The 17,211-nt window shown below is 64.7% G+C and carries 17 protein-coding genes; 11 read left to right on the forward strand and 6 right to left on the reverse strand.

The features are described 5' to 3' along the window. Position 1: 1 nt before the first annotated feature. Positions 2-1,216, forward strand: coding sequence for an FprA family A-type flavoprotein (locus AAEU42_RS12290; protein ID WP_342233858.1), 1,215 nt, complete (start codon positions 2-4; stop codon positions 1,214-1,216). Between the two features lie 66 nt (positions 1,217-1,282). Here AAEU42_RS12290 and AAEU42_RS12295 read toward each other — a convergent pair whose 3' ends face one another. Both AAEU42_RS12295 and gltX read right to left on the reverse strand, forming a co-directional pair. Beyond that, positions 1,283-2,974, reverse strand: coding sequence for an FUSC family protein (locus tag AAEU42_RS12295; protein WP_342233859.1), 1,692 nt, complete (start codon positions 2,972-2,974; stop codon positions 1,283-1,285). Positions 2,975-3,135: 161 nt separating this feature from the next. Beyond that, positions 3,136-4,617 carry a glutamate--tRNA ligase gene (gene gltX, locus AAEU42_RS12300; RefSeq protein WP_342233860.1) on the reverse strand — a complete coding sequence of 494 codons (1,482 nt, stop codon included), beginning with the start codon at positions 4,615-4,617 and terminating at the stop codon, positions 3,136-3,138. Between the two features lie 138 nt (positions 4,618-4,755). On the opposite strand from gltX, the gene trpS reads away from it, so the two are divergent. The 4 genes from trpS (at position 4,756) to AAEU42_RS12320 (ending at position 8,888) form a co-directional block, all read left to right on the forward strand. Continuing rightward, complete coding sequence (gene trpS, locus AAEU42_RS12305) at positions 4,756-5,754, forward strand: tryptophan--tRNA ligase (RefSeq protein WP_342233861.1); 999 nt, start codon at positions 4,756-4,758, stop codon at positions 5,752-5,754. Between the two features lie 91 nt (positions 5,755-5,845). Then, a complete protein-coding gene (locus AAEU42_RS12310) occupies positions 5,846-6,925 on the forward strand; it encodes an MraY family glycosyltransferase (protein WP_342233862.1) in 1,080 nt (359 codons plus the stop codon). Beyond that, positions 6,922-8,070: a non-hydrolyzing UDP-N-acetylglucosamine 2-epimerase gene (gene wecB / locus AAEU42_RS12315; protein WP_342233863.1), complete on the forward strand. Its 1,149-nt coding sequence runs from the start codon at positions 6,922-6,924 to the stop codon at positions 8,068-8,070. Before AAEU42_RS12310 ends, wecB begins: the two co-directional genes overlap by 4 nt. Before the next feature lie 50 nt (positions 8,071-8,120). Beyond that, positions 8,121-8,888, forward strand: a complete 768-nt coding sequence (locus tag AAEU42_RS12320) for a hypothetical protein (protein ID WP_342233864.1) — start codon at positions 8,121-8,123, stop codon at positions 8,886-8,888. A gap of 53 nt (positions 8,889-8,941) precedes the next feature. Here AAEU42_RS12320 and AAEU42_RS12325 read toward each other — a convergent pair whose 3' ends face one another. The 3 genes from AAEU42_RS12325 to AAEU42_RS12335 are packed head-to-tail and all read right to left on the reverse strand — an operon-like array spanning position 8,942 to position 9,971. After that, a complete protein-coding gene (locus AAEU42_RS12325) occupies positions 8,942-9,181 on the reverse strand; it encodes a hypothetical protein (RefSeq protein WP_342233865.1) in 240 nt (79 codons plus the stop codon). Continuing rightward, on the reverse strand, positions 9,174-9,665 hold the full coding sequence (locus tag AAEU42_RS12330; RefSeq protein WP_342233866.1) for a hypothetical protein: 492 nt from the start codon (positions 9,663-9,665) through the stop codon (positions 9,174-9,176). The genes AAEU42_RS12325 and AAEU42_RS12330 overlap by 8 nt, the downstream gene beginning before the upstream one ends. 27 nt (positions 9,666-9,692) lie before the next feature. Beyond that, positions 9,693-9,971 (reverse strand): hypothetical protein, encoded by a 279-nt coding sequence (locus AAEU42_RS12335; protein ID WP_342233867.1) that lies wholly within the window; start codon positions 9,969-9,971, stop codon positions 9,693-9,695. A gap of 70 nt (positions 9,972-10,041) precedes the next feature. On the opposite strand from AAEU42_RS12335, the gene AAEU42_RS12340 reads away from it, so the two are divergent. Further along, entirely contained in the window at positions 10,042-10,512 is a 471-nt protein-coding gene (locus tag AAEU42_RS12340) for a metallophosphoesterase family protein (protein WP_342233868.1), read from the forward strand. Positions 10,513-10,522: 10 nt separating this feature from the next. Then, a complete protein-coding gene (locus AAEU42_RS12345) occupies positions 10,523-11,299 on the forward strand; it encodes a type III pantothenate kinase (protein ID WP_342233869.1) in 777 nt (258 codons plus the stop codon). 76 nt (positions 11,300-11,375) lie between these two features. On the opposite strand, the gene AAEU42_RS12350 is transcribed toward AAEU42_RS12345, so the two are convergent. Further along, positions 11,376-12,278 carry a helix-turn-helix domain-containing protein gene (locus AAEU42_RS12350; protein ID WP_342233870.1) on the reverse strand — a complete coding sequence of 301 codons (903 nt, stop codon included), beginning with the start codon at positions 12,276-12,278 and terminating at the stop codon, positions 11,376-11,378. A gap of 285 nt (positions 12,279-12,563) precedes the next feature. On the opposite strand from AAEU42_RS12350, the gene AAEU42_RS12355 reads away from it, so the two are divergent. From AAEU42_RS12355 to AAEU42_RS12370, 4 genes are read left to right on the forward strand one after another with little or no spacing between them, the layout of a single operon-like run. Next, a complete protein-coding gene (locus AAEU42_RS12355; RefSeq protein ID WP_342233871.1) occupies positions 12,564-13,208 on the forward strand; it encodes a GntR family transcriptional regulator in 645 nt (214 codons plus the stop codon). Beyond that, positions 13,205-15,064 (forward strand): glycine betaine ABC transporter substrate-binding protein, encoded by a 1,860-nt coding sequence (locus AAEU42_RS12360; RefSeq protein ID WP_342233872.1) that lies wholly within the window; start codon positions 13,205-13,207, stop codon positions 15,062-15,064. The genes AAEU42_RS12355 and AAEU42_RS12360 overlap by 4 nt, the downstream gene beginning before the upstream one ends. Positions 15,065-15,077: 13 nt before the next feature. Further along, positions 15,078-16,265, forward strand: coding sequence for a quaternary amine ABC transporter ATP-binding protein (locus tag AAEU42_RS12365; protein WP_342233873.1), 1,188 nt, complete (start codon positions 15,078-15,080; stop codon positions 16,263-16,265). A gap of 46 nt (positions 16,266-16,311) precedes the next feature. Then, entirely contained in the window at positions 16,312-17,190 is an 879-nt protein-coding gene (locus AAEU42_RS12370; RefSeq protein ID WP_342233874.1) for a YitT family protein, read from the forward strand. The last annotated feature ends 21 nt before the right edge of the window (positions 17,191-17,211 follow it).

Below are 17,211 nucleotides of genomic sequence, written 5' to 3' on the forward strand. Positions count from 1 at the left end.
GATGTATTGTGTCAGAAACGTTACAGAGGACCTCTACTGGGTAGGGGCCAACGACCATAGGCTGCACCTGTTCGAGAATATCCATCCCATTCCCCGGGGGGTCAGCTACAACGCCTATCTTCTCCTGGACGAAAAGACCGTCCTCTTTGATACCGTGGACTGGTCGGCCTGCCGCCAGCTCTTGGAAAACATCGAGTACCTGCTGGCCGGGCGGCCACTGGACTACTTGGTCATCAACCACATGGAGCCCGACCACGGCGCGTCCATCGAGGAGATCCTGATCCGCTACCCCGGCGTGAAGATCATCTCCACCGAAAAGGCCTTCATGCTCATGCACCAGTTTGGCTTCGACGTGGACGGCCACGAGTGCGTCGAGGTGAAGGAGGGGGACACCCAGACCTTCGGCAAGCACACCGTCACCTTTGTGGCCGCCCCCATGGTCCACTGGCCCGAGGCCATGGTCACCTTCGACGTTACCAACGGCGTCCTGTTCTCCGCCGACGCCTTCGGCTCTTTCGGCGCCCTGGACGGCAAGCTCTTTGCCGACGAGGTGAACTTCGACCGGGACTGGATCGACGACGCCCGGCGCTACTACACCAACATCGTGGGCAAGTACGGCCCCCACGTCATGCATCTGCTGAAAAAGGCGGGCACCATCGACATCAAGATGCTCTGTCCCCTCCACGGCCCCGTGTGGCGGGAGAACATCCCCTACCTGCTGGACAAATATGTCCACTGGGCCACCTACGAGCCCGAGGAGAAGGGCGTCCTCATCACTTACGCCTCCATGTACGGAAATACGGAGGCGGCCTCCCAGGCCCTTGCCTCCAAGCTCTGTGAGAGAGGGATCACCAACGTCTGGGTCTACGACGTGTCCAACACCCACGTTTCCTACCTGATTTCCGAGACCTTCCGCCTGAGCCACGTGGTGCTGGCCAGTGTGACCTACAACCTGGGCATCTACCCCGTGATGCACGACTACCTCATGCACATGAAGGCCCTGAACCTGCAGAACCGGACCTGCGCCATTGTGGAGAACGGCTCCTGGGCCTGCAAATCCGGGGATCTGATGCAGAAGTTCCTGGACGAGGAGATGAAGGGCATGACCGTTCTCAACGAGCGGCTTTCCCTGGCCTCCGCCCTCAACGACGGCAAGGCCGCCGAGCTGGACGCCCTGGCCGACGCCATTGTGGAGTCCATGGAGCCCCGGGCCTGATCGGAAAACAAAAAACCCGGGCGGCCGCCATTATGGCGGCCGCCCGGGTTTTTTGGCCGGTGGGGGTCAGGTGGCCAGCGGCGCCCAGTGCCGGTGGGCGCGGCGCACCCGCTCCCGGCCCTGGGCCAGGATGGCGCCGATCTCGGGCCAGCAGCCCTGGGCGGCGTTCTGGGCCAGCTTTTCCTCCTGGAGGTGGGCCTGGATGACCAGGTCGTAATAGAGCTGGGGATCGGGGGAGTCCTCCTGGCTGACCCTGGTGAGAAGGTCGGTGGTGGCGGCGTACTTTTTTAGCAGCTGCCGGGTGGCGGTGTCCCGCTTGTAGGGGAAGAAGAGGCAGTTGGCCGCCAGGGCGATGAGGGCGCCCACGCAGATATAGCCCAGCCGGATGGCGAACATCTGCCCCACGGGCCCCCAGCCGAAGGCTCCGGTGACCACGGCTCCTCCCAGCGCCCCGATGGTGGAACAGGCGTAGGTGCCGGTATAGTCGGAGAAGTAGAAGGTGAGGTAGCCCGAGAGCATCATCACCGCCGTCCGCCCGGCCATGGAGGGGATGAGGGCGTAGGCCGCCACGGACACCAGCCCGCCCAGAATGGTGGCAGCCACCCGCTTCCTGGTTTTGGTCCCTACGTCGTCTGCGTAGGGGAGGGAGAGGGAGGCCAGGGTGAACAGCAGCCACTTGCCGTGGGGCAGGGCCAAAGCCTGCACCAGCAGGGTGAAGGCGGCCAGGAGGAGGGATACCCGCAGAGCGTAGAGGACCCGCACGGGGCTCACGTCCAGGGCCGCCTTGAGCCGCACGGAGAAGGAGAGGGCCGTGGGCCGGTAGTGCCGCCGGGTGTCCGGGTCGGTCATGTGCCGCAGATGGCCGCAGGTATACTCCAGGGTGTCGTACAGCTCCTTCTCGGCCCTCCCCTCCGGGAGAAACCAGGCGGGATCGGGGGCGGGGAGCGCGTCGGCCTCCCGCTGGAGGAAGGCCCGGATTTGGCAGAGCTGGCCATCCACGGCCTGGAGCAGGGCGGGGGAGAGGGTGTGCTCGGCCAGCAGGAGGACCAGGTTTTCCAGCCCACGTCCGGCGTCGATCATGGAGAAGGAGGCGTCCGAGACCTGAAGGACCCGCCTGCGCCGTTCGTAGACCGTCCGGCTGAGCCGGCACAGGGTGCCCCGGACCTCTTCGGGGGAGGCGGGAGCGCCCTCCCCGGAGCGGGCGAAGCGGACGGAGGCCCGGGCCTGGTCCACCATGGCCGTCAGCACCCCCTGGGCGGTCTCCGCCACCCGGTTCCGGCCCATAAAAAGCTGATAGAGGATGACGCACACCGCCCCAGCCAGCAGTCCAATCAGCCGCTTGGGCAGCTGGCCAAGGCCCACGGGAGAGATGAACACCAGGAAAAGATAGGAGAGGATATAGGGGAAATACATGTGGGTGGCGTACTCATAGGTGAAAGCGTAGAGGATGCCGAAGATGGTGGCAAAGTTAATGGGCAGGGCCGCCAGAGGGGGCAGGGTGACCACCAGGCAGGCGGAAACGCCCATCCAAACCAGCACCGCCGCCTGGATGAGCAGGTGCTTCCAGGGGGTGGCCGTCATGTCCCGCACCATAGAAGCCGACATCATGATGGTGAAGATGACCCCCACGATGGAGTTTTCCGGCCCAAAGATGGCCTGGAACACGTTGACGAAGAGAATGATGAAGATGAAGTTCAGCGTGGCGCGGGCAAAGGTCCCCCGGACCCTCTCCGCCGCTATTTGAATGAGGTTATACAAAAAATCAGTCCCCTTTTTGGAAGCGTTTCAAGAATGGAATCTATTTTATCAGAGGAAAAAGCCAGATTCAATAACGTAACTTTTGCACAAAGTTTCTTCGTGAAGCGAAAGGAACGCCCCCTCCGCGTTTCGCGGAGGGGGCGTTCCTGAATTTTTGGTTCTCAGCCGCCCAGCTGGGCGATGCCCTTGCGGATGCGGACGAGGCTCTCCTCCCGGCCAAGAAGCTGGCACAGCTCCACAGCTCCGCCGGGGGTCACCGGCTTGCCGGAGAGGGCGGTGCGCACGGGCCACATGATACGGCCGTTTTTCAGCTCCAGCCGCTCCGCCAGGCCCACCAGGGCGTTGTGGATGGCGTCGTAGGTCCACTCCGGCAGAGCCTCCAGCACCGGGAGGACGGCGTTCAGCGCCTCCAGGGAGTTGGCCTCATCGGTCTTCATCTTCTTGTGGCAGTAGAGCTCGTTCCCGTACTCGGGCAGGGCGTCGAAGAAGTCCACCTGGGGGGCGATGTCCAGCAGGGTGTCGCACCGGCCCTGGACCAGGGGGGCCACCAGCTTCAGATCCACCTGGGGGGCGCGGACGGCGGCCTTGAGATAGGGCTCCGCCGCGGCGTAGAAGGCCTCCGGGGACAGGGCCCGGAGGTAGTGGGCGTTGAAGTAGTTGAGCTTCTCCCGGTCGAAGATGGCGGGGGATTTGGAGATGCCGGCGATGTCAAAGACCTGGGAGAGCTCGTCCAGGGTAAAGAACTCCCGCTCCGCGTTCTCCCCCTTGGGGGCCCAGCCCAGGAGAGAGACGTAGTTCACCACCGCCTCGCACAGGTAGCCCTGCTCCAAAAGGTCCTCGTAAGAGGGGTCCCCGTGGCGCTTGGACATTTTGTTATGGGCGTCCCGCATGACGGGGGAGCAGTGGATATACTCGGGCACTTCCCAGCCGAAGGCCTCGTAGAGGAGGTTGTACTTGGGGGCGGAGGAGAGGTACTCGGAGCCCCGGACCACGTGGGTGATGCCCATGAGGTGGTCGTCCACCACGTTGGCGAAGTTGTAGGTGGGCAGGCCGTCGGACTTGATGAGCACGTTGTCGTCCAGGGTGTCGTTGTCCACGGTGATGGAGCCGAACACCGCGTCGTGGAAGGTGGTCTGGCCCCCGTGGGGGATCTTCTGGCGGATGACGTAGGGAACCCCGGCCGCCAGTTTTTCGTCTATCTCCTGTTGGGACAGATTCCGGCAGGGGTCCTCGGCCTTCTCGAAGGGCGCGCCCTCCTCGGCCTCGGCCTTCTCGCAGAAGCAGTAATAGGCTCCGCCCTTCTCCACCAGGAGCCGGGCATATTTGCTGTAGAGGTCTTTACGCTCGGTCTGGATATAGGGGCCCACGGGACCGCCGACGTCGGGGCCTTCATCCCAGGTGAGGCCGCACTCTTTGAGGGTCTTGTAGATGACCTCCACGGCCCCCTCCACCAGACGGCCCTGGTCGGTGTCCTCGATGCGCAGGATGAACTTCCCGCCGCTGTGGCGGGCGATGAGCCAGGTGTACAGGGCGGTGCGCAGGTTGCCCACGTGCATGTAGCCCGTGGGGGAAGGGGCGAAGCGGGTGCGTACCTCCCCGGTGGGGATGCGCCCCTCCATTTCCTCGAACCAGGCCATATCCATGTTGATTCCTCCAAATCCAATTCACATTCTTCCCTATTTTATCGGTAGGAGTAAAACTTGTCAAGCGGGGCGGATTATGGTATGATATCTCGGTATTACCAGGGTGGAAAAGAGCCCTGAGAAAAGGAGTGTTTTCACATGAACAAAGACCGTAAAGTCAGTTTCAGCGGCATTCAGCCCAGCGGCAACATCACTCTGGGCAACTATATGGGGGCACTCCGGTACTGGCCTACCTACCAGGATGACTGCGACTGCGTCTACTGCGTGGTGGATGAGCACGCCATCACCGTCCGCCAGGACCCGGCGGCCCTCCGTCACCACGCCCTGGAGCTGTTCGCCCAGCTCATCGCCTGCGGCATCGACCCCCAGCGCAGCATCCTGTTTGTCCAGTCCCAGGTGCCCGCCCACGCGGAGCTGGCCTGGGTCCTCAACTGCTTTACCATGTTCGGCGAGCTCTCCCGCATGACCCAGTTCAAGGAGAAGTCCGCCTCCCACGCCGACAATATCAACGCCGGCCTCTTCACTTACCCCAGCCTTATGGCCGCCGACATCCTCCTCTACCAGACCGACATCGTCCCCGTGGGGGAGGACCAGAAGCAGCACGTGGAGCTGGCCCGGGACATCGCCCAGCGGTTCAACGGGGTGTTCGGTGACGTGTTCACCATCCCCGAGGCGGTCATCCCCAAGGTGGGCGCCCGGGTCATGAGCCTCAGCGAGCCGGAGAAGAAGATGTCCAAGTCCTCGGACAACGAGAACTCCTATATCCTGGTCATGGATACCCCCGACGCCATCATGCGCAAGTTCAAGCGGGCGGTCACCGACTCCGACGCCTGCGTCCGCAAGTCCCCCGATAAGCCGGGGGTGTCCAACCTCATCGACATCTACTGCGCCGCCACCGGGGCCACCGCCGAGGAGGTGGAGCGCCAGTTCGAGGGCAAGGGTTACGGCGACTTCAAGCCCGCCGTGGGCGAGGCAGTGGTGGAGTTCCTCCGCCCCGTCCGGGAGGAGACCGAGCGCCTCATGGCCGACAAGGGGGAGCTGGAGCGGCTCTACCGTCTGGGGGCCGAGAAGGCCGCCCACGTGGCCAACCGCACCCTGATGAAGGTCCACAAGAAGCTGGGCTTCCTGCCCCGCTGACCCGGGCGCGGCGCCCTGAGGCACGCACTTTCCCATACGATATCATCCCCAGAAAGAAACCCGGCCCGCGCCGGGGAAGGAGCCGTTTTTCATGCCTATCTCGTTGGAATTGATCGGCAAGGTGGCCGCCGCCCTGGGCGTGGCCTTTCTCATCGCCCTGATCACCACCCCCGTGGTGAAGAACCTGGCGGTCAAGATGGGGGCGGTGGACGTCCCCAAGGATGCCAGAAGGATGCACGACCACCCCATCCCCCGGATGGGCGGACTGGCCATTTTCCTGGGCTTTCTCCTCAGCGCCCTGGTCTTTGTCCCCATGACGGGCCCCCTCCGGGGAATGCTTTTGGGGGCGGTCATCATCGTGATCCTGGGCATCTTCGACGATATCTACGCTCTGGGGGCCAAGTTCAAGCTGGCGGTGCAGATCATCTGCGCCCTGGTGGCGGCCCTGTCGGGGAACGTTATCACCGATCTGTCCAATCCCAACGTGTTTTCCGCCGACCTGTACTGGCACCTGGGCTGGCTCTCCATCCCGGTCACTGTGCTGTGGATCGTGGCCATGACCAACGCCGTCAACCTCATCGACGGCCTGGACGGCCTGGCCTGCGGCGTGTCCTCCATCAGCTCCCTGACCCTGCTGGTCATTTCCCTGCTGGTGGGGGAGCCCACCGTGGCCCTGCTGGTGGCCGCCCTGGCCGGCGGCTGCCTGGGCTTCCTGCCCTATAACATGAACCCGGCCAAGATCTTCATGGGGGACACCGGTTCCACCTTCCTGGGCTTCGTGCTGGCCTGCATCTCGGTCCAGGGTTTGTTCAAGATGTATACCCTCATCTCCTTCGTGGTGCCCTTCCTTATCTTCGGGCTGCCTATCTTCGACACCTGCTTTGCCTTCATCCGCCGCATCGCCCACGGCCAGAGCCCCATGCACGCCGACCGCAGCCACGTCCATCACCGGCTCATCGACATGGGCTTTTCCCAGAAGCAGGCCGTGGCCGTGCTGTACGTCATCACCGCCATCCTGGGCCTCTCCGCCGTGGTGCTCACCACCAGCGGGCCGGTGAAGGCCATGCTCCTGCTGCTGGCCTTCTGCGCCGCCGGTGCGGTGGCCCTGAGCGTCTTTAATCTCAACAACAACCGCCGCAGGAGCCACGACGAGGAGGACGAGGAGAAATGAAGCCCATCCGTGTCATGTCGATTTTCGGCACCCGGCCCGAGGCCATCAAGATGGCTCCCCTGGTGAAGGCCCTGGCCCGCCGGGAGGGGGTGGAGAGCCTGTGCTGCGTCACCGCCCAGCACCGCCAGATGTTGGACAGTGTCCTGGACATCTTCCAGATATCCCCCGACTACGACCTGAACATCATGGAGCCCCGGCAGACCCTTTCCACAATCACCACCAAATGCCTGCTGGGCCTGGAAAAGGTGTTTCAAGAGGCCCGGCCCGACCTGGTGCTGGTCCACGGGGACACCTCCACCACCTTCTCCGCCGCCCTGGCCGCCTTTTACGGCCAGATCGCGGTGGGCCACGTGGAGGCAGGCCTGCGGACCTACGACAAGTACTCTCCTTTCCCCGAGGAGATGAACCGCACGCTGGTGGGGGACCTGGCAGATCTCCACTTCTGCCCCACCCAGGCCAACCGGGACAATCTGGCCCGGGAGGGGATCACCAAGGGGGTTTTCCTCACGGGCAACACGGTCATCGACGCCATGTCCACCACCGTGCGGCCCGACTTCCGCTTCTCCACCGAACTGCTCAACCATCTGGACTACGCCGGAAGGACCGTCATCCTGGTCACCTGCCACCGGCGGGAGAACTACGGACAGCCCATGGCCAATATCATGACCGCCCTGCGCCGTCTGGCGGAGGATTACCCCCAGGTGGAGCTGGTCTATCCTGTTCACCTGTCCCCCGTGGTGCGGGAGGCGGCGGAAAAATACCTCTCCGGCCACGACCGCATCCATCTCATCGATCCTCTGGACGTGGCCGAGATGCACAATCTCATGGCCCGGTGCGCCTTCGTCATGACCGACTCCGGCGGGCTCCAGGAGGAGGCCCCCGCCCTGGGCAAGCCGGTGCTGGTCCTCCGCCGGGAGACCGAGCGGCCCGAGGCCGTGGCCGCCGGCACCGCCGAGCTGGCGGGCACGGAGGAGGAAGAGGTCTACGCCCTGGCCGCCCGGCTGATGGACGACCCGTCGGCCTACCAGCGGATGGCCCACGCCGTGAACCCCTATGGGGACGGCCATGCCTGCGACCGGATCGCTGATGCCATCGCGTATCATTTCGGCCTGCGGGAGGCGGCGCCCCAAGCCTTTTGCCCCTGACAGGACAGCTTGTCCCATCCGCCGATTCGACCGGGAGGAGGTGCCGCCCCGTGGAGCGACGCAACCGCAATATCCTCATCGTTCTCATCGCGGCGGTCATCGCCGTCGCCGTTTTTTCCAGCTTCAGTCTGCCCCTCTTCGCCAACAACACCCCCAAGATCGTGCTCCCCACCCCCGTTCCCACCGGCCAGGAGGACCCGGGGACGGTGGATCAGACCGGGGGCACCCGGGTGGAGGTGACCCCCCGCACCGTCCAGAGCGTCATCGCCGCCCTCAGCCGCCTGGAGAGCTACTCCCGCACCGTCACCACCGTCCTGGAGGAGAGCACCCTTTCGGCCAAGGTCTGGGTGGACGGGGGGTGGACCCGTACGTCCCTGACCCTGCCCACCGGCCTGACGGCCCACACCATCGTGGGGGACGGCACGGTTTGGCGCTGGTATGGGAATGACCGGACCGCCGTCTCCTGGCCCGCCGACAGCGGCTCCGCCGATGTGGAAGGCCAGCACATCCCCACCTATGAGGACGTGCTGGCCCTGGCGGTGGACACCATCACCGCCGCCGGATACGAGGAGAAAAACGGGTTGGCCTGCGTCTACGTGGAGGTCTACGTGCCCGAGCTGGACCAGAGCGAGCGCTACTGGGTCTCCGCCGACAACGGCCTGCTGGTGGCCGCGGAGACCTATACCGGGGGAGAGGTGGTCTACTCCATGTCCGCCTCCGCACCGGAGATCCCCGTCTCCGCCGCCGCTTCCTTTGCCCTCCCTGACGGCACGGTGCTCCACAAGGTGGGGGAGGAGAGCGGGGCGGGGGCCGGCTGAGCCGGCGGTATCCCGCCCGTCCGTTTTCAAGTTGATTAAGAAAGATTTTTCTTTTATAGGATAAGCATTAGGCCCAGGGTGATGAGCAGTTCCAGATTATCCTCCCGGTCGTCCAGAAAGAGGAAGAGGAGGATGAGGAGGAGGAGCACGTCTCCCGTGTCCAGATCGTCCAGCTTGAGGCCCTTCAGAAGGGCCGACAGCCCCTTCTTTTCGTGTTTCTCCCCGCTTTGGGTGGGGGGCGGAGTGACGGGCTCCTCGGCTGGGCCGGGTTGGGGCAGATAGGGATTATACATGGCCGTCCCCCTCTTCCTTGAGCAGTTGGAGGGCCACCCGCACCACCCGGGACAGCCGGGCGATCTTTTCGGCCTTCTCCATCTTCTCCCGGCGCTCCTGGCGGAGGAAGGGCTTCAGGGCCCCCAGGAGGGCAGCCTTGTCGTCGTCCTGGGAGGAGTATTCTGAATACACCCGCAGGGCGATCTGGATGAGCCTGGGGTCGATGTCCGGCAGGTTCCCGTTTCCCAGGAGGGAGAAGAGGGCGGACAGGTCCGGCCCCTGTCCCTCACCGGGGGAGGGGGAGCCGGTGGGTTCCTCCTCCGGGGCCGGGGCTTCCTCCCCGGTGTGGTCCACCGGTATGTAATCCACGTCCTGGGCCTCCGGCTCCGGGGCGGGGGGCGGCGGGACGTCCGAGCCCGTGAGGGCCCGGGCGATGGCGGTGATCTGGCCCATGGCCTCCGGGTCCCCCAGAATGGCCTGGAGCTGTTCTTGCAGGTCCGCCATGATGATCCCTCCCCTCCGGCGGCGGCGTTATTTTGTGGTCTTTTTCTGAAGGCCCTCCACCGCCTGGGCCCCCTCCTTGCTCTGCATGACCTGGCTCAGCAGGCCCATGAGGGCGTCCGGCTTTCCCTTGGCGGCGGCGTGGGCGGCATCCTGAAGGGAGCCGCCGGCGCTCTGGTTCAGGAGATTCATCAGCTTTTGGGTCTCGGGCGCCGAGAGCAGGGATTTCAAAGCGCCGGGGTCTTTGAGGAGCTGGGCGGCCTGGGGGTCTTTTTTCAGGGCATCCAGATCTGGATCGTGTTTGCTCATAGCAGGTCCCTCCCTGTATTTATAGTGGGTTTCTCTTTAGTATATGTGTCAAAGGGAAGAAGGTGACAGCGTGAAGCTGTTGGTCTGCTCCGATTCCCATGGGAATCTGGACTATATGCGCCGGGCGGTGGAATTAGAACGGCCCGACCGGGTCCTCCACCTGGGGGACGTGACCCGGGACGGCCAGCGGTTGCTGGAGGCCTTTCCCGGCCTGGCGCTGGAACAGGTGCGGGGCAACTGCGACGGCTGGGGAGACGGCTTTCCCGAGGAGAAGGAGCTTTTCCTGGGGGGAAAGCGGATCTGGATGCTCCACGGCCACACCTACCGGGTGAAGCTGGGCATCGGCCTGCTGACGGAGGAGGCCCGGAGCCGGGGGGAGGATGTGGTGGTATTCGGCCACACCCACCAGCCCCTTTGCTTTCTGGACGGGAGCCTCTGGGTCATGAACCCCGGCACCATCCGGGGCTTTCCCAAGGCCACCTATGGCCTCATTGAATTGGAGGCGGGCAAAATCAACTGCCGTATGGCGGAGATGAAGTGAGGGGAACGATATGTTATTGGCGATCGACGTGGGCAACACCAACCTGTGCTTTGGCATCTATGACGGCGGGGAGATGAAGGGGAGCTTCCGGCTGAAAACCGACCCGGACCGGACCAGCGACGAGATCGGCTTGTTCGCCTGTGATTACTTCCGCCGCTTCGGGCTGGACCCGGAGGAGGTGGAGGACGTCATCATCGCCTCGGTGGTGCCCACCATCATGCACACCCTGGCCAACGCCATGATGAAGTATTTCGGCAGGGAGCCCATCATCATCGTGGACGAGGCCGAGGCGGGGTTGAAGCTGGGGGTGGAGAGCGACGAGCACCTGGGGCCCGACCGGTCGGTGGCCTGCGTGGCCGCCATGGCCCGGTACGGCGCCCCCTGCGTGGTGCTGGACTTCGGCACCGCCACCACCCTGGACGCCTTGAACGCCAAGGGGGAGTACATGGGCGGGTGCATCACCGCCGGAGTGAAGGTGTCCGCCGACGCCCTCTCCTCCAAGACCTCCCTCCTGCCCCGGGTGGAGCTGGCCCGGCCGGAGAAGGTGCTGAACACCACCGCCGTGGGCCACATCCAGGCCGGCGTGGTGCTGGGGTATATCGGCTCCATCGAATACCTGGTGCGCCTGGCCAAGGAAGAGCTGGGGGCGGAGGACTGCAAGGTCATCGCCACCGGGGGGCTGGCCCGGATGGTGGCCGACAACACCCCGGTCATCGACGTAGTGGACCGGGACCTGGTGCTGGACGGCCTGCGGCTCATCTACGAGAAGAAACAGGCCGAACAATAACCGCTCAGGCCCAATGGATCGAACAGAAAAAGGCCCCGGAAAGAAAATTCCTTTCCGGGGCCTTTTCGCGGCCTTTTTACCCGGGCTGTTCCAGCTCGAAGGGGGCGCGGCACTGGCCGGTTTCGCAGTCGTACCAGAAGTACCCCGAGCGGGGGACTCCGGCGGCGTCGGAGAAGGAGCAGTACAGCAGCATGGCGGAGCTGTCGGCGCTCCACTGGAGAAACTGATATTGGATCTCCGGCGCGAAGGGGTCGCCGCCGCTGGGCAGGCCATACCGGGCCAGCTCGCTGGCGCCCAGCCCCATGGAGAGGCAGGCGGACAGGTTGCTTTCAGAGTTTCGCTCCAGCCACGCCAGGGCGAGGCGGGTCTGTTCCCCGTACCGGAGGGAGAGGACGTATTTCTTGCCGTCAGGGGCCCACCAAAGCCCCTGGTAGGTACACTCTCCATAGGAGATCCGGATCTCGGCCCCGTCCGGCCGCTTCACCCGGAGGGAGACGGCGGGCTGGGGAAGCATGGCGGAGCCGTAAATATCCCGGCCATAGACGGTGACGGCGGCGGTGCCGTCGGGGGAGGGGCGGGTGTCCACGACGGAGAAATATCCCCCCCGCCAGAGAAGGAGGCCGCCCAGCAGGACCAGGGCGGCCAGGCAGGCGGCGGCCGCGGCGTATTTGGCGCGGAAGGTCCTGAGCTTGCGCCTAAGCTCCTGCCTGGAATAACCCAGAAGGCGCTTGGCCCGGGCCTCGGCCTCCTCCGCCTGTTCACCGGGGGCGAGACGCTCCCCTTGGAGCAGTTCCACGATGGAGACGCCCAGCGCCTCCGACAGCGGTTCCAGAAGGGCGATGTCGGGGGCGCACTGGCCCCGCTCCCATTTGGAGACGGCCCGGTCCGTGACATGGAGCAGACCGGCCAGCTCCTTCTGGGTCATGCCCTTTTGGGCGCGGACCTCTTTGATGAAACAACCCGTTTTTGTATTATCCATGGGGGGCCTCCTGTTTGATGGGATAGGGCCATTATAGCAGGAAAGGGCGGGAAAGGCGCCAAACCATAGGTTGAGTTGAGGCTGGTGAAAGAAATGTCCGGAAAAACTGTGGAAAAAGAATGCCTGAGCGGGGGAGAATATATGGACTGCGGCATTTGTATTGGCTTGGGGCCCGGCGGGACCTCTCCGCCTCCTGCCCCTGTTTTCCGCGACAGGTTTCGATTGACAAGTGACAACTTTAAATATAAAATAGAGTTGTCAGTACAAAGAAGAGGAGCGATCCACGTGAGAAGAGCGGAACATATCCCCATCTACGCCCAAGTGGCCCACGATATGGCGGCCAAAATCGCCGCCGGGGAGCTGGGGGAGGGGGTCCGGTTCACCGGACGGTCCCTGATGGGTTCCCAATACGGGGTGTCCCAGGAGACCATCCGCAGGGCCCTGGGCCTGCTGGCCGACGTGGGCGTGGTGACCATCCGACAGAACGTAGGGGCGGAGGTGGCCTCTCGCTCCCGGGCGGCGGAGTATGTGGAGCAGTCCAAGGCGGACAGCGACCTGCTGGCTCTGCGGACCAGGCTGCGGGAGCTCATCGCCCAGCGGGACCGGCTCAACGGTGAGATCACCGACACCTTCCAGCGGGTGATGGACCTGGAGGAGCGATTCCGCAGCAGCGACCGGCTGCGGACTTATGAATTTGCCCTGGACCCCCAAAGCCCCGCGGTGGGGCGGAATCTGCAGGACCTCCAGTTCCGCCAGCGGACGGGGGCCACGGTGGTGGCCCTGCGGCGGGGGGAGGAGGCAAGGCTCTCCCCCGGCCCGGACGCGGCGCTGGAGGCGGGGGACGTATTGGTAGTGGCCTGCAACGCCGGGGACATCGAGCGGGTGTCCCGGCTGCTGCGGGAGGAGTGCCGAGAGGAGGCGACGTCATGAGGAAACGAGAGCGGCTATGGGCCGGAGCCCTGGCGCTGGTGATGGGGACGGCGGTCCTGGCGGGGGGTGTCCCGGCCGGGGCGACCCAGCCCGGCGGGGAGATCGTCTTTGCCGACGTGGGCTGGGATTCCATCAAGCTCAACAACGCCATCGCCGGGTACATCGCCCAGGAGGTCTTTGGCTACACCTGGACCGAGATCCCCGGTTCCACCCCCATCATCCACGAGGCCCTGATCAAGGGCGAGGTGGACGTGGTGATGGAGGAGTGGAGCGACAACATCACCGGCTACGCCGAGGACCGGGACGCGGGGAAATTCCAGGAGCTTGGCATCAACTTCAACGACAACTATCAAGGGCTGTACATCCCCCGGTACGTGGCCGACGCCAACCCGGGGCTCAAGACGGTGAAGGATCTGGCCAATTATCCCGAACTCTTCCCCGACCCGGAGGACGCCTCCAAGGGCATCATCTACGGCGGCATCCCTGGCTGGGACGCCACCGAGATCATGGGGAAAAAGGTGGCCGCCTACGGTCTGGACCAGTATTATAACTACCTGGTCCCCGGCAGCCAGGCTGCCCTGGACTCGGTCATCACCTCCGCTTGGGACAAACAGCAGCCCATCGTGGCCTACTACTGGGAGCCCACCTGGCTGCTGGGACAGTACGACATGGTGCTGCTGGAGGACACCCCCTATGACCCGGCCACCTATCAGGACGGCCTGGGGGCCTATCCGGCGGTGACCGTGGCCGTGGGCGTCAGCAACCAGTTCGCCCAAGACAACCCGGAATTTTGTGAATTCCTCTCCAAATACCACACCTCCTCCGCCCTCATCAGCGAGGCGCTGGCCTATATCCAGGAGACGGGGGAGGATTACAGCCAGGCGGGGCTGTGGCTGCTGGAACAGCACCCGGAGCTGCTGGAGAAGTGGCTCACCCCGGAGCAGGCGGCCCTTCTCACCGGGGAGATCTCCGGCGAGGCGGGGATGGACCTCTTCACCTTCCCGGCTGTCTTTCAGCCCAACACCGACGCCATCGATTCCGGCGTGCGCTCCTTCGCCGTGAGCGCCGAGCCGGTGCTGGGGGCCATCCGGGGCGGGCTGGACGGATTGGTCACCGCTTTCAACTGGCTGCTGAACCACATCCCCTGGACCCTCTTCCTGGCCGGGGTCTTTGCCCTGGGCTGGTACGCACGCAAGCGCCTCACCAGCGGGATCCTCTACGCCGTGCTGGTGGCCCTCATCGGCGTGGTGGGGCTGTGGGAGGAGATGAAGCTGACCCTGTCCATCGTGCTGGCCAGCGTGGTCATCGCCCTGCTGCTGGGTCTGCCCATCGGCGTGCTCATCTCCGGTTCCGCCCGGGCCAATAAAATCGCCCGGCCCATCATGGACACCATGCAGACCATGCCGGTGTTCGTCTATTTGATCCCCGCACTGCTGCTGTTCGGCCTGGGCAACGCCTCGGCGGTCATCGCCACGGTGGTCTACGCCATCGTGCCCGTCATCCGGCTGACGAGCCTCGGTATCCGGCAGGTGGACAAGGAGGTGGTGGAGGCGGCGGTCTCCTTCGGCTCCACCCGGTGGCAGGCCCTCTTTAAGGTGCAGATACCCCAAGCCCTGCCCACCATCATGACCGGCGTCAACCAGACGCTGATGATGGCCATGGCCATGGTGGTGACCTGCTCCATGATCGGCGCCCGGGGCCTCGGGATGGAAGTCCTGAACGCCGTGCAGCGGGTGCAGATCGGCCGGGGGCTGGTGGCCGGCGTGTGCGTGGTGGTCATGGCCGTGGTGCTGGACCGGCTGACCCAGGCGCTGGCCGAGAAGGACAAGAAGCTGGAAGACGCGGCCCGTCAGTGAGGAGGGGACAACTATGAGCGAGAAAAACCAGAATACCATCATCGAGGTGGAACACGTCTCCAAGCTCTACGGGCTCAACCGCCAGGAGGCGGTGCGGATGATGGAGGCGGGCGGCGAGAAGGACGAGGTCCACAAAAAGACCGGCGTCACCGTGGGCCTGTGGGACATAAATTTGACCATCCCCAAGGGGAAGATCTTCGTCATCATCGGCCTGTCCGGCTCGGGCAAGTCCACCCTGGTGCGGTGCTTCAACCGGCTCAACCGGCCCTCGGCGGGGCACGTGCGCTTCGAGGGCCGGGACCTGGCCGAGTTCAACAAGCAGGAGCTGCTTGAATTCCGGCGGACAAAAATCTCCATGGTGTTCCAGTCCTTCGGCCTCATGAGCCACCGGGACGTGCTGGGGAATGTGTCCTACGGCCTGGAGGTCCGGGGCATGTCCCGGGAGGAGCGGGAGCGGCGGGCCATGGAGGTCATACACATGGTGGGCCTGGACGGCTGGGAGAAGCAGAACTGCGGCAGCCTGTCCGGCGGCATGCGCCAGCGGGTGGGCATCGCCCGGGCCCTGGCCAACGACCCGGAGGTCCTGCTGATGGATGAGCCCTTCTCCGCCCTGGACCCCCTGGTGCGGCGGGACATGCAGTTCGAGCTGCTCCAAATCCAGCGCAAGCTGGGCAAGACCGTCATCTTCATCACCCACGACATCGACGAGGCCTTCAAGCTGGGGGACATGGTGGCCATCATGCGGGACGGCAAGATCGTCCAGGTGGACACCCCCGAGGAGATGAGCGCCCACCCGGCGGACGAGTACGTCCAGGCCTTCATCAACAGCGCCGACAAGGCCAAGGTCCTCACCGCCCGGAACATCATGATTACCCCCGACGCCCTGGTGCGGGAGAGCGACGGCGCCGAGCGGGCCATCCGGGTCATGAGCCGCAACGCCCTGTCCACCGCCTACGTGGTGGACGACGAGCTGCGGCTCAGAGGCATCCTCACCATCCGGGACGCCCTGAAGGCCCGGCAGGAGGGCCTTACCATCGCGGGGATGATCCAGACCGACGTGCCCACCACCGGGCCGGACACCCTGGTGGCCGACATCATGCCCATCGCCGCCGAGGCCCCCTATCCCATCGGCGTGGTGGACGACGACGGCCAGCTCATGGGTATCGTCACCAAGGCGAACGTGCTCTCGTCCCTGATTTAAAACAATAGAATGGAAAGCGCGCCCAAAAGAGAAAGGCGGCGGCGGTATGGGGACCTTTTTCCAGCGGCATGAGGCGGTGCGGGAGTGGGGCTGCGTCTTCGGCGGCATCCTCCTGTACGCCATGTCCCTCAATCTGTTCCTGGCGGGGAACGACATCGCCGCCGGGGGGCTGGCCGGCGTGGCCACGGTTTTAAGCCGGCTGATCCCCCTGCGCATCTCGGTCCTCATCCTCCTGATGAACCTGCCCCTGCTGGCCATCAGCCTCGCGGTGCGGGGGTGGAGGTTCACCCGCAACACCCTGGTGGGGAGCCTCCTTTACAGCCTCCTGGTGGAGGCCACCTCCTTCCTGCCCACCATGACCAGTGACCCCCTGGTGGCCACCGTCTTCGGCGGGGCCATGTACGGCGGGGGGATGGCCCTGCTGGTGCTGGGCAACGGCTCCACCGGGGGTACCGACCTGGTGAACCGCCTGCTGGTGAGCCGGTTCCCCGGCACCAGCGTGGGGAAGATGAGCCTGCTGGTGGACGGGGCGGTGGTCATCTTCGCCATGGCGGTGTTCGGGAACATCGAGGTGGGCCTCTACGCCATTTTGACCATCTTCGTCTGCTCCGCCTTCGCCGATAAGGCCCTGCTGGGCTTCGAGCAGGGGAACGTCTGCCTCATCATCACCAGCAAGGACCCCAAGGAGGTGTCGGCGCCCCTGCTGGCCATGCTCCACCGGGCGGTGACCAAGCTGGACGGCGTGGGCATGTACACCGGGGCGGGGCGCAGCGTGCTGCTGGCCGCCGTCAAGCCCTCGGAGACCCCCAAGGTAAAAAAGGCCCTCTCCCAGGTGGACCCGGAGGCCTTTGTGGTGGTCATCCCCGCCAGCGAGATGCTGGGGGGCAACTTCAAGTCGCTGAAAATCGCCACCATGCGGCCGTGAGACGGCCTGTGGCACAAAAAA

Origin of the sequence: Pseudoflavonifractor phocaeensis (assembly GCF_038439875.1) — a bacterium.
GTDB lineage: Bacteria > Bacillota > Clostridia > Oscillospirales > Oscillospiraceae > Vermiculatibacterium.

Bases quoted from the DNA above. Each gene is read 5' to 3' on its own strand.
- AAEU42_RS12290 (WP_342233858.1), top strand. From the start codon at position 2: ATGTATTGTGTCAGAAACGTTACAGAGGACCTCTACTGGGTAGGGGCC.
- gltX (WP_342233860.1), bottom strand. From the start codon at position 4,617: ATGGATATGGCCTGGTTCGAGGAAATGGAGGGGCGCATCCCCACCGGG.
- trpS (WP_342233861.1), top strand. From the start codon at position 4,756: ATGAACAAAGACCGTAAAGTCAGTTTCAGCGGCATTCAGCCCAGCGGC.
- AAEU42_RS12310 (WP_342233862.1), top strand. From the start codon at position 5,846: ATGCCTATCTCGTTGGAATTGATCGGCAAGGTGGCCGCCGCCCTGGGC.
- wecB (WP_342233863.1), top strand. From the start codon at position 6,922: ATGAAGCCCATCCGTGTCATGTCGATTTTCGGCACCCGGCCCGAGGCC.
- AAEU42_RS12325 (WP_342233865.1), bottom strand. From the start codon at position 9,181: ATGTATAATCCCTATCTGCCCCAACCCGGCCCAGCCGAGGAGCCCGTC.
- AAEU42_RS12330 (WP_342233866.1), bottom strand. From the start codon at position 9,665: ATGGCGGACCTGCAAGAACAGCTCCAGGCCATTCTGGGGGACCCGGAG.
- AAEU42_RS12335 (WP_342233867.1), bottom strand. From the start codon at position 9,971: ATGAGCAAACACGATCCAGATCTGGATGCCCTGAAAAAAGACCCCCAG.
- AAEU42_RS12345 (WP_342233869.1), top strand. From the start codon at position 10,523: ATGTTATTGGCGATCGACGTGGGCAACACCAACCTGTGCTTTGGCATC.
- AAEU42_RS12350 (WP_342233870.1), bottom strand. From the start codon at position 12,278: ATGGATAATACAAAAACGGGTTGTTTCATCAAAGAGGTCCGCGCCCAA.
- AAEU42_RS12360 (WP_342233872.1), top strand. From the start codon at position 13,205: ATGAGGAAACGAGAGCGGCTATGGGCCGGAGCCCTGGCGCTGGTGATG.
- AAEU42_RS12365 (WP_342233873.1), top strand. From the start codon at position 15,078: ATGAGCGAGAAAAACCAGAATACCATCATCGAGGTGGAACACGTCTCC.
- AAEU42_RS12370 (WP_342233874.1), top strand. From the start codon at position 16,312: ATGGGGACCTTTTTCCAGCGGCATGAGGCGGTGCGGGAGTGGGGCTGC.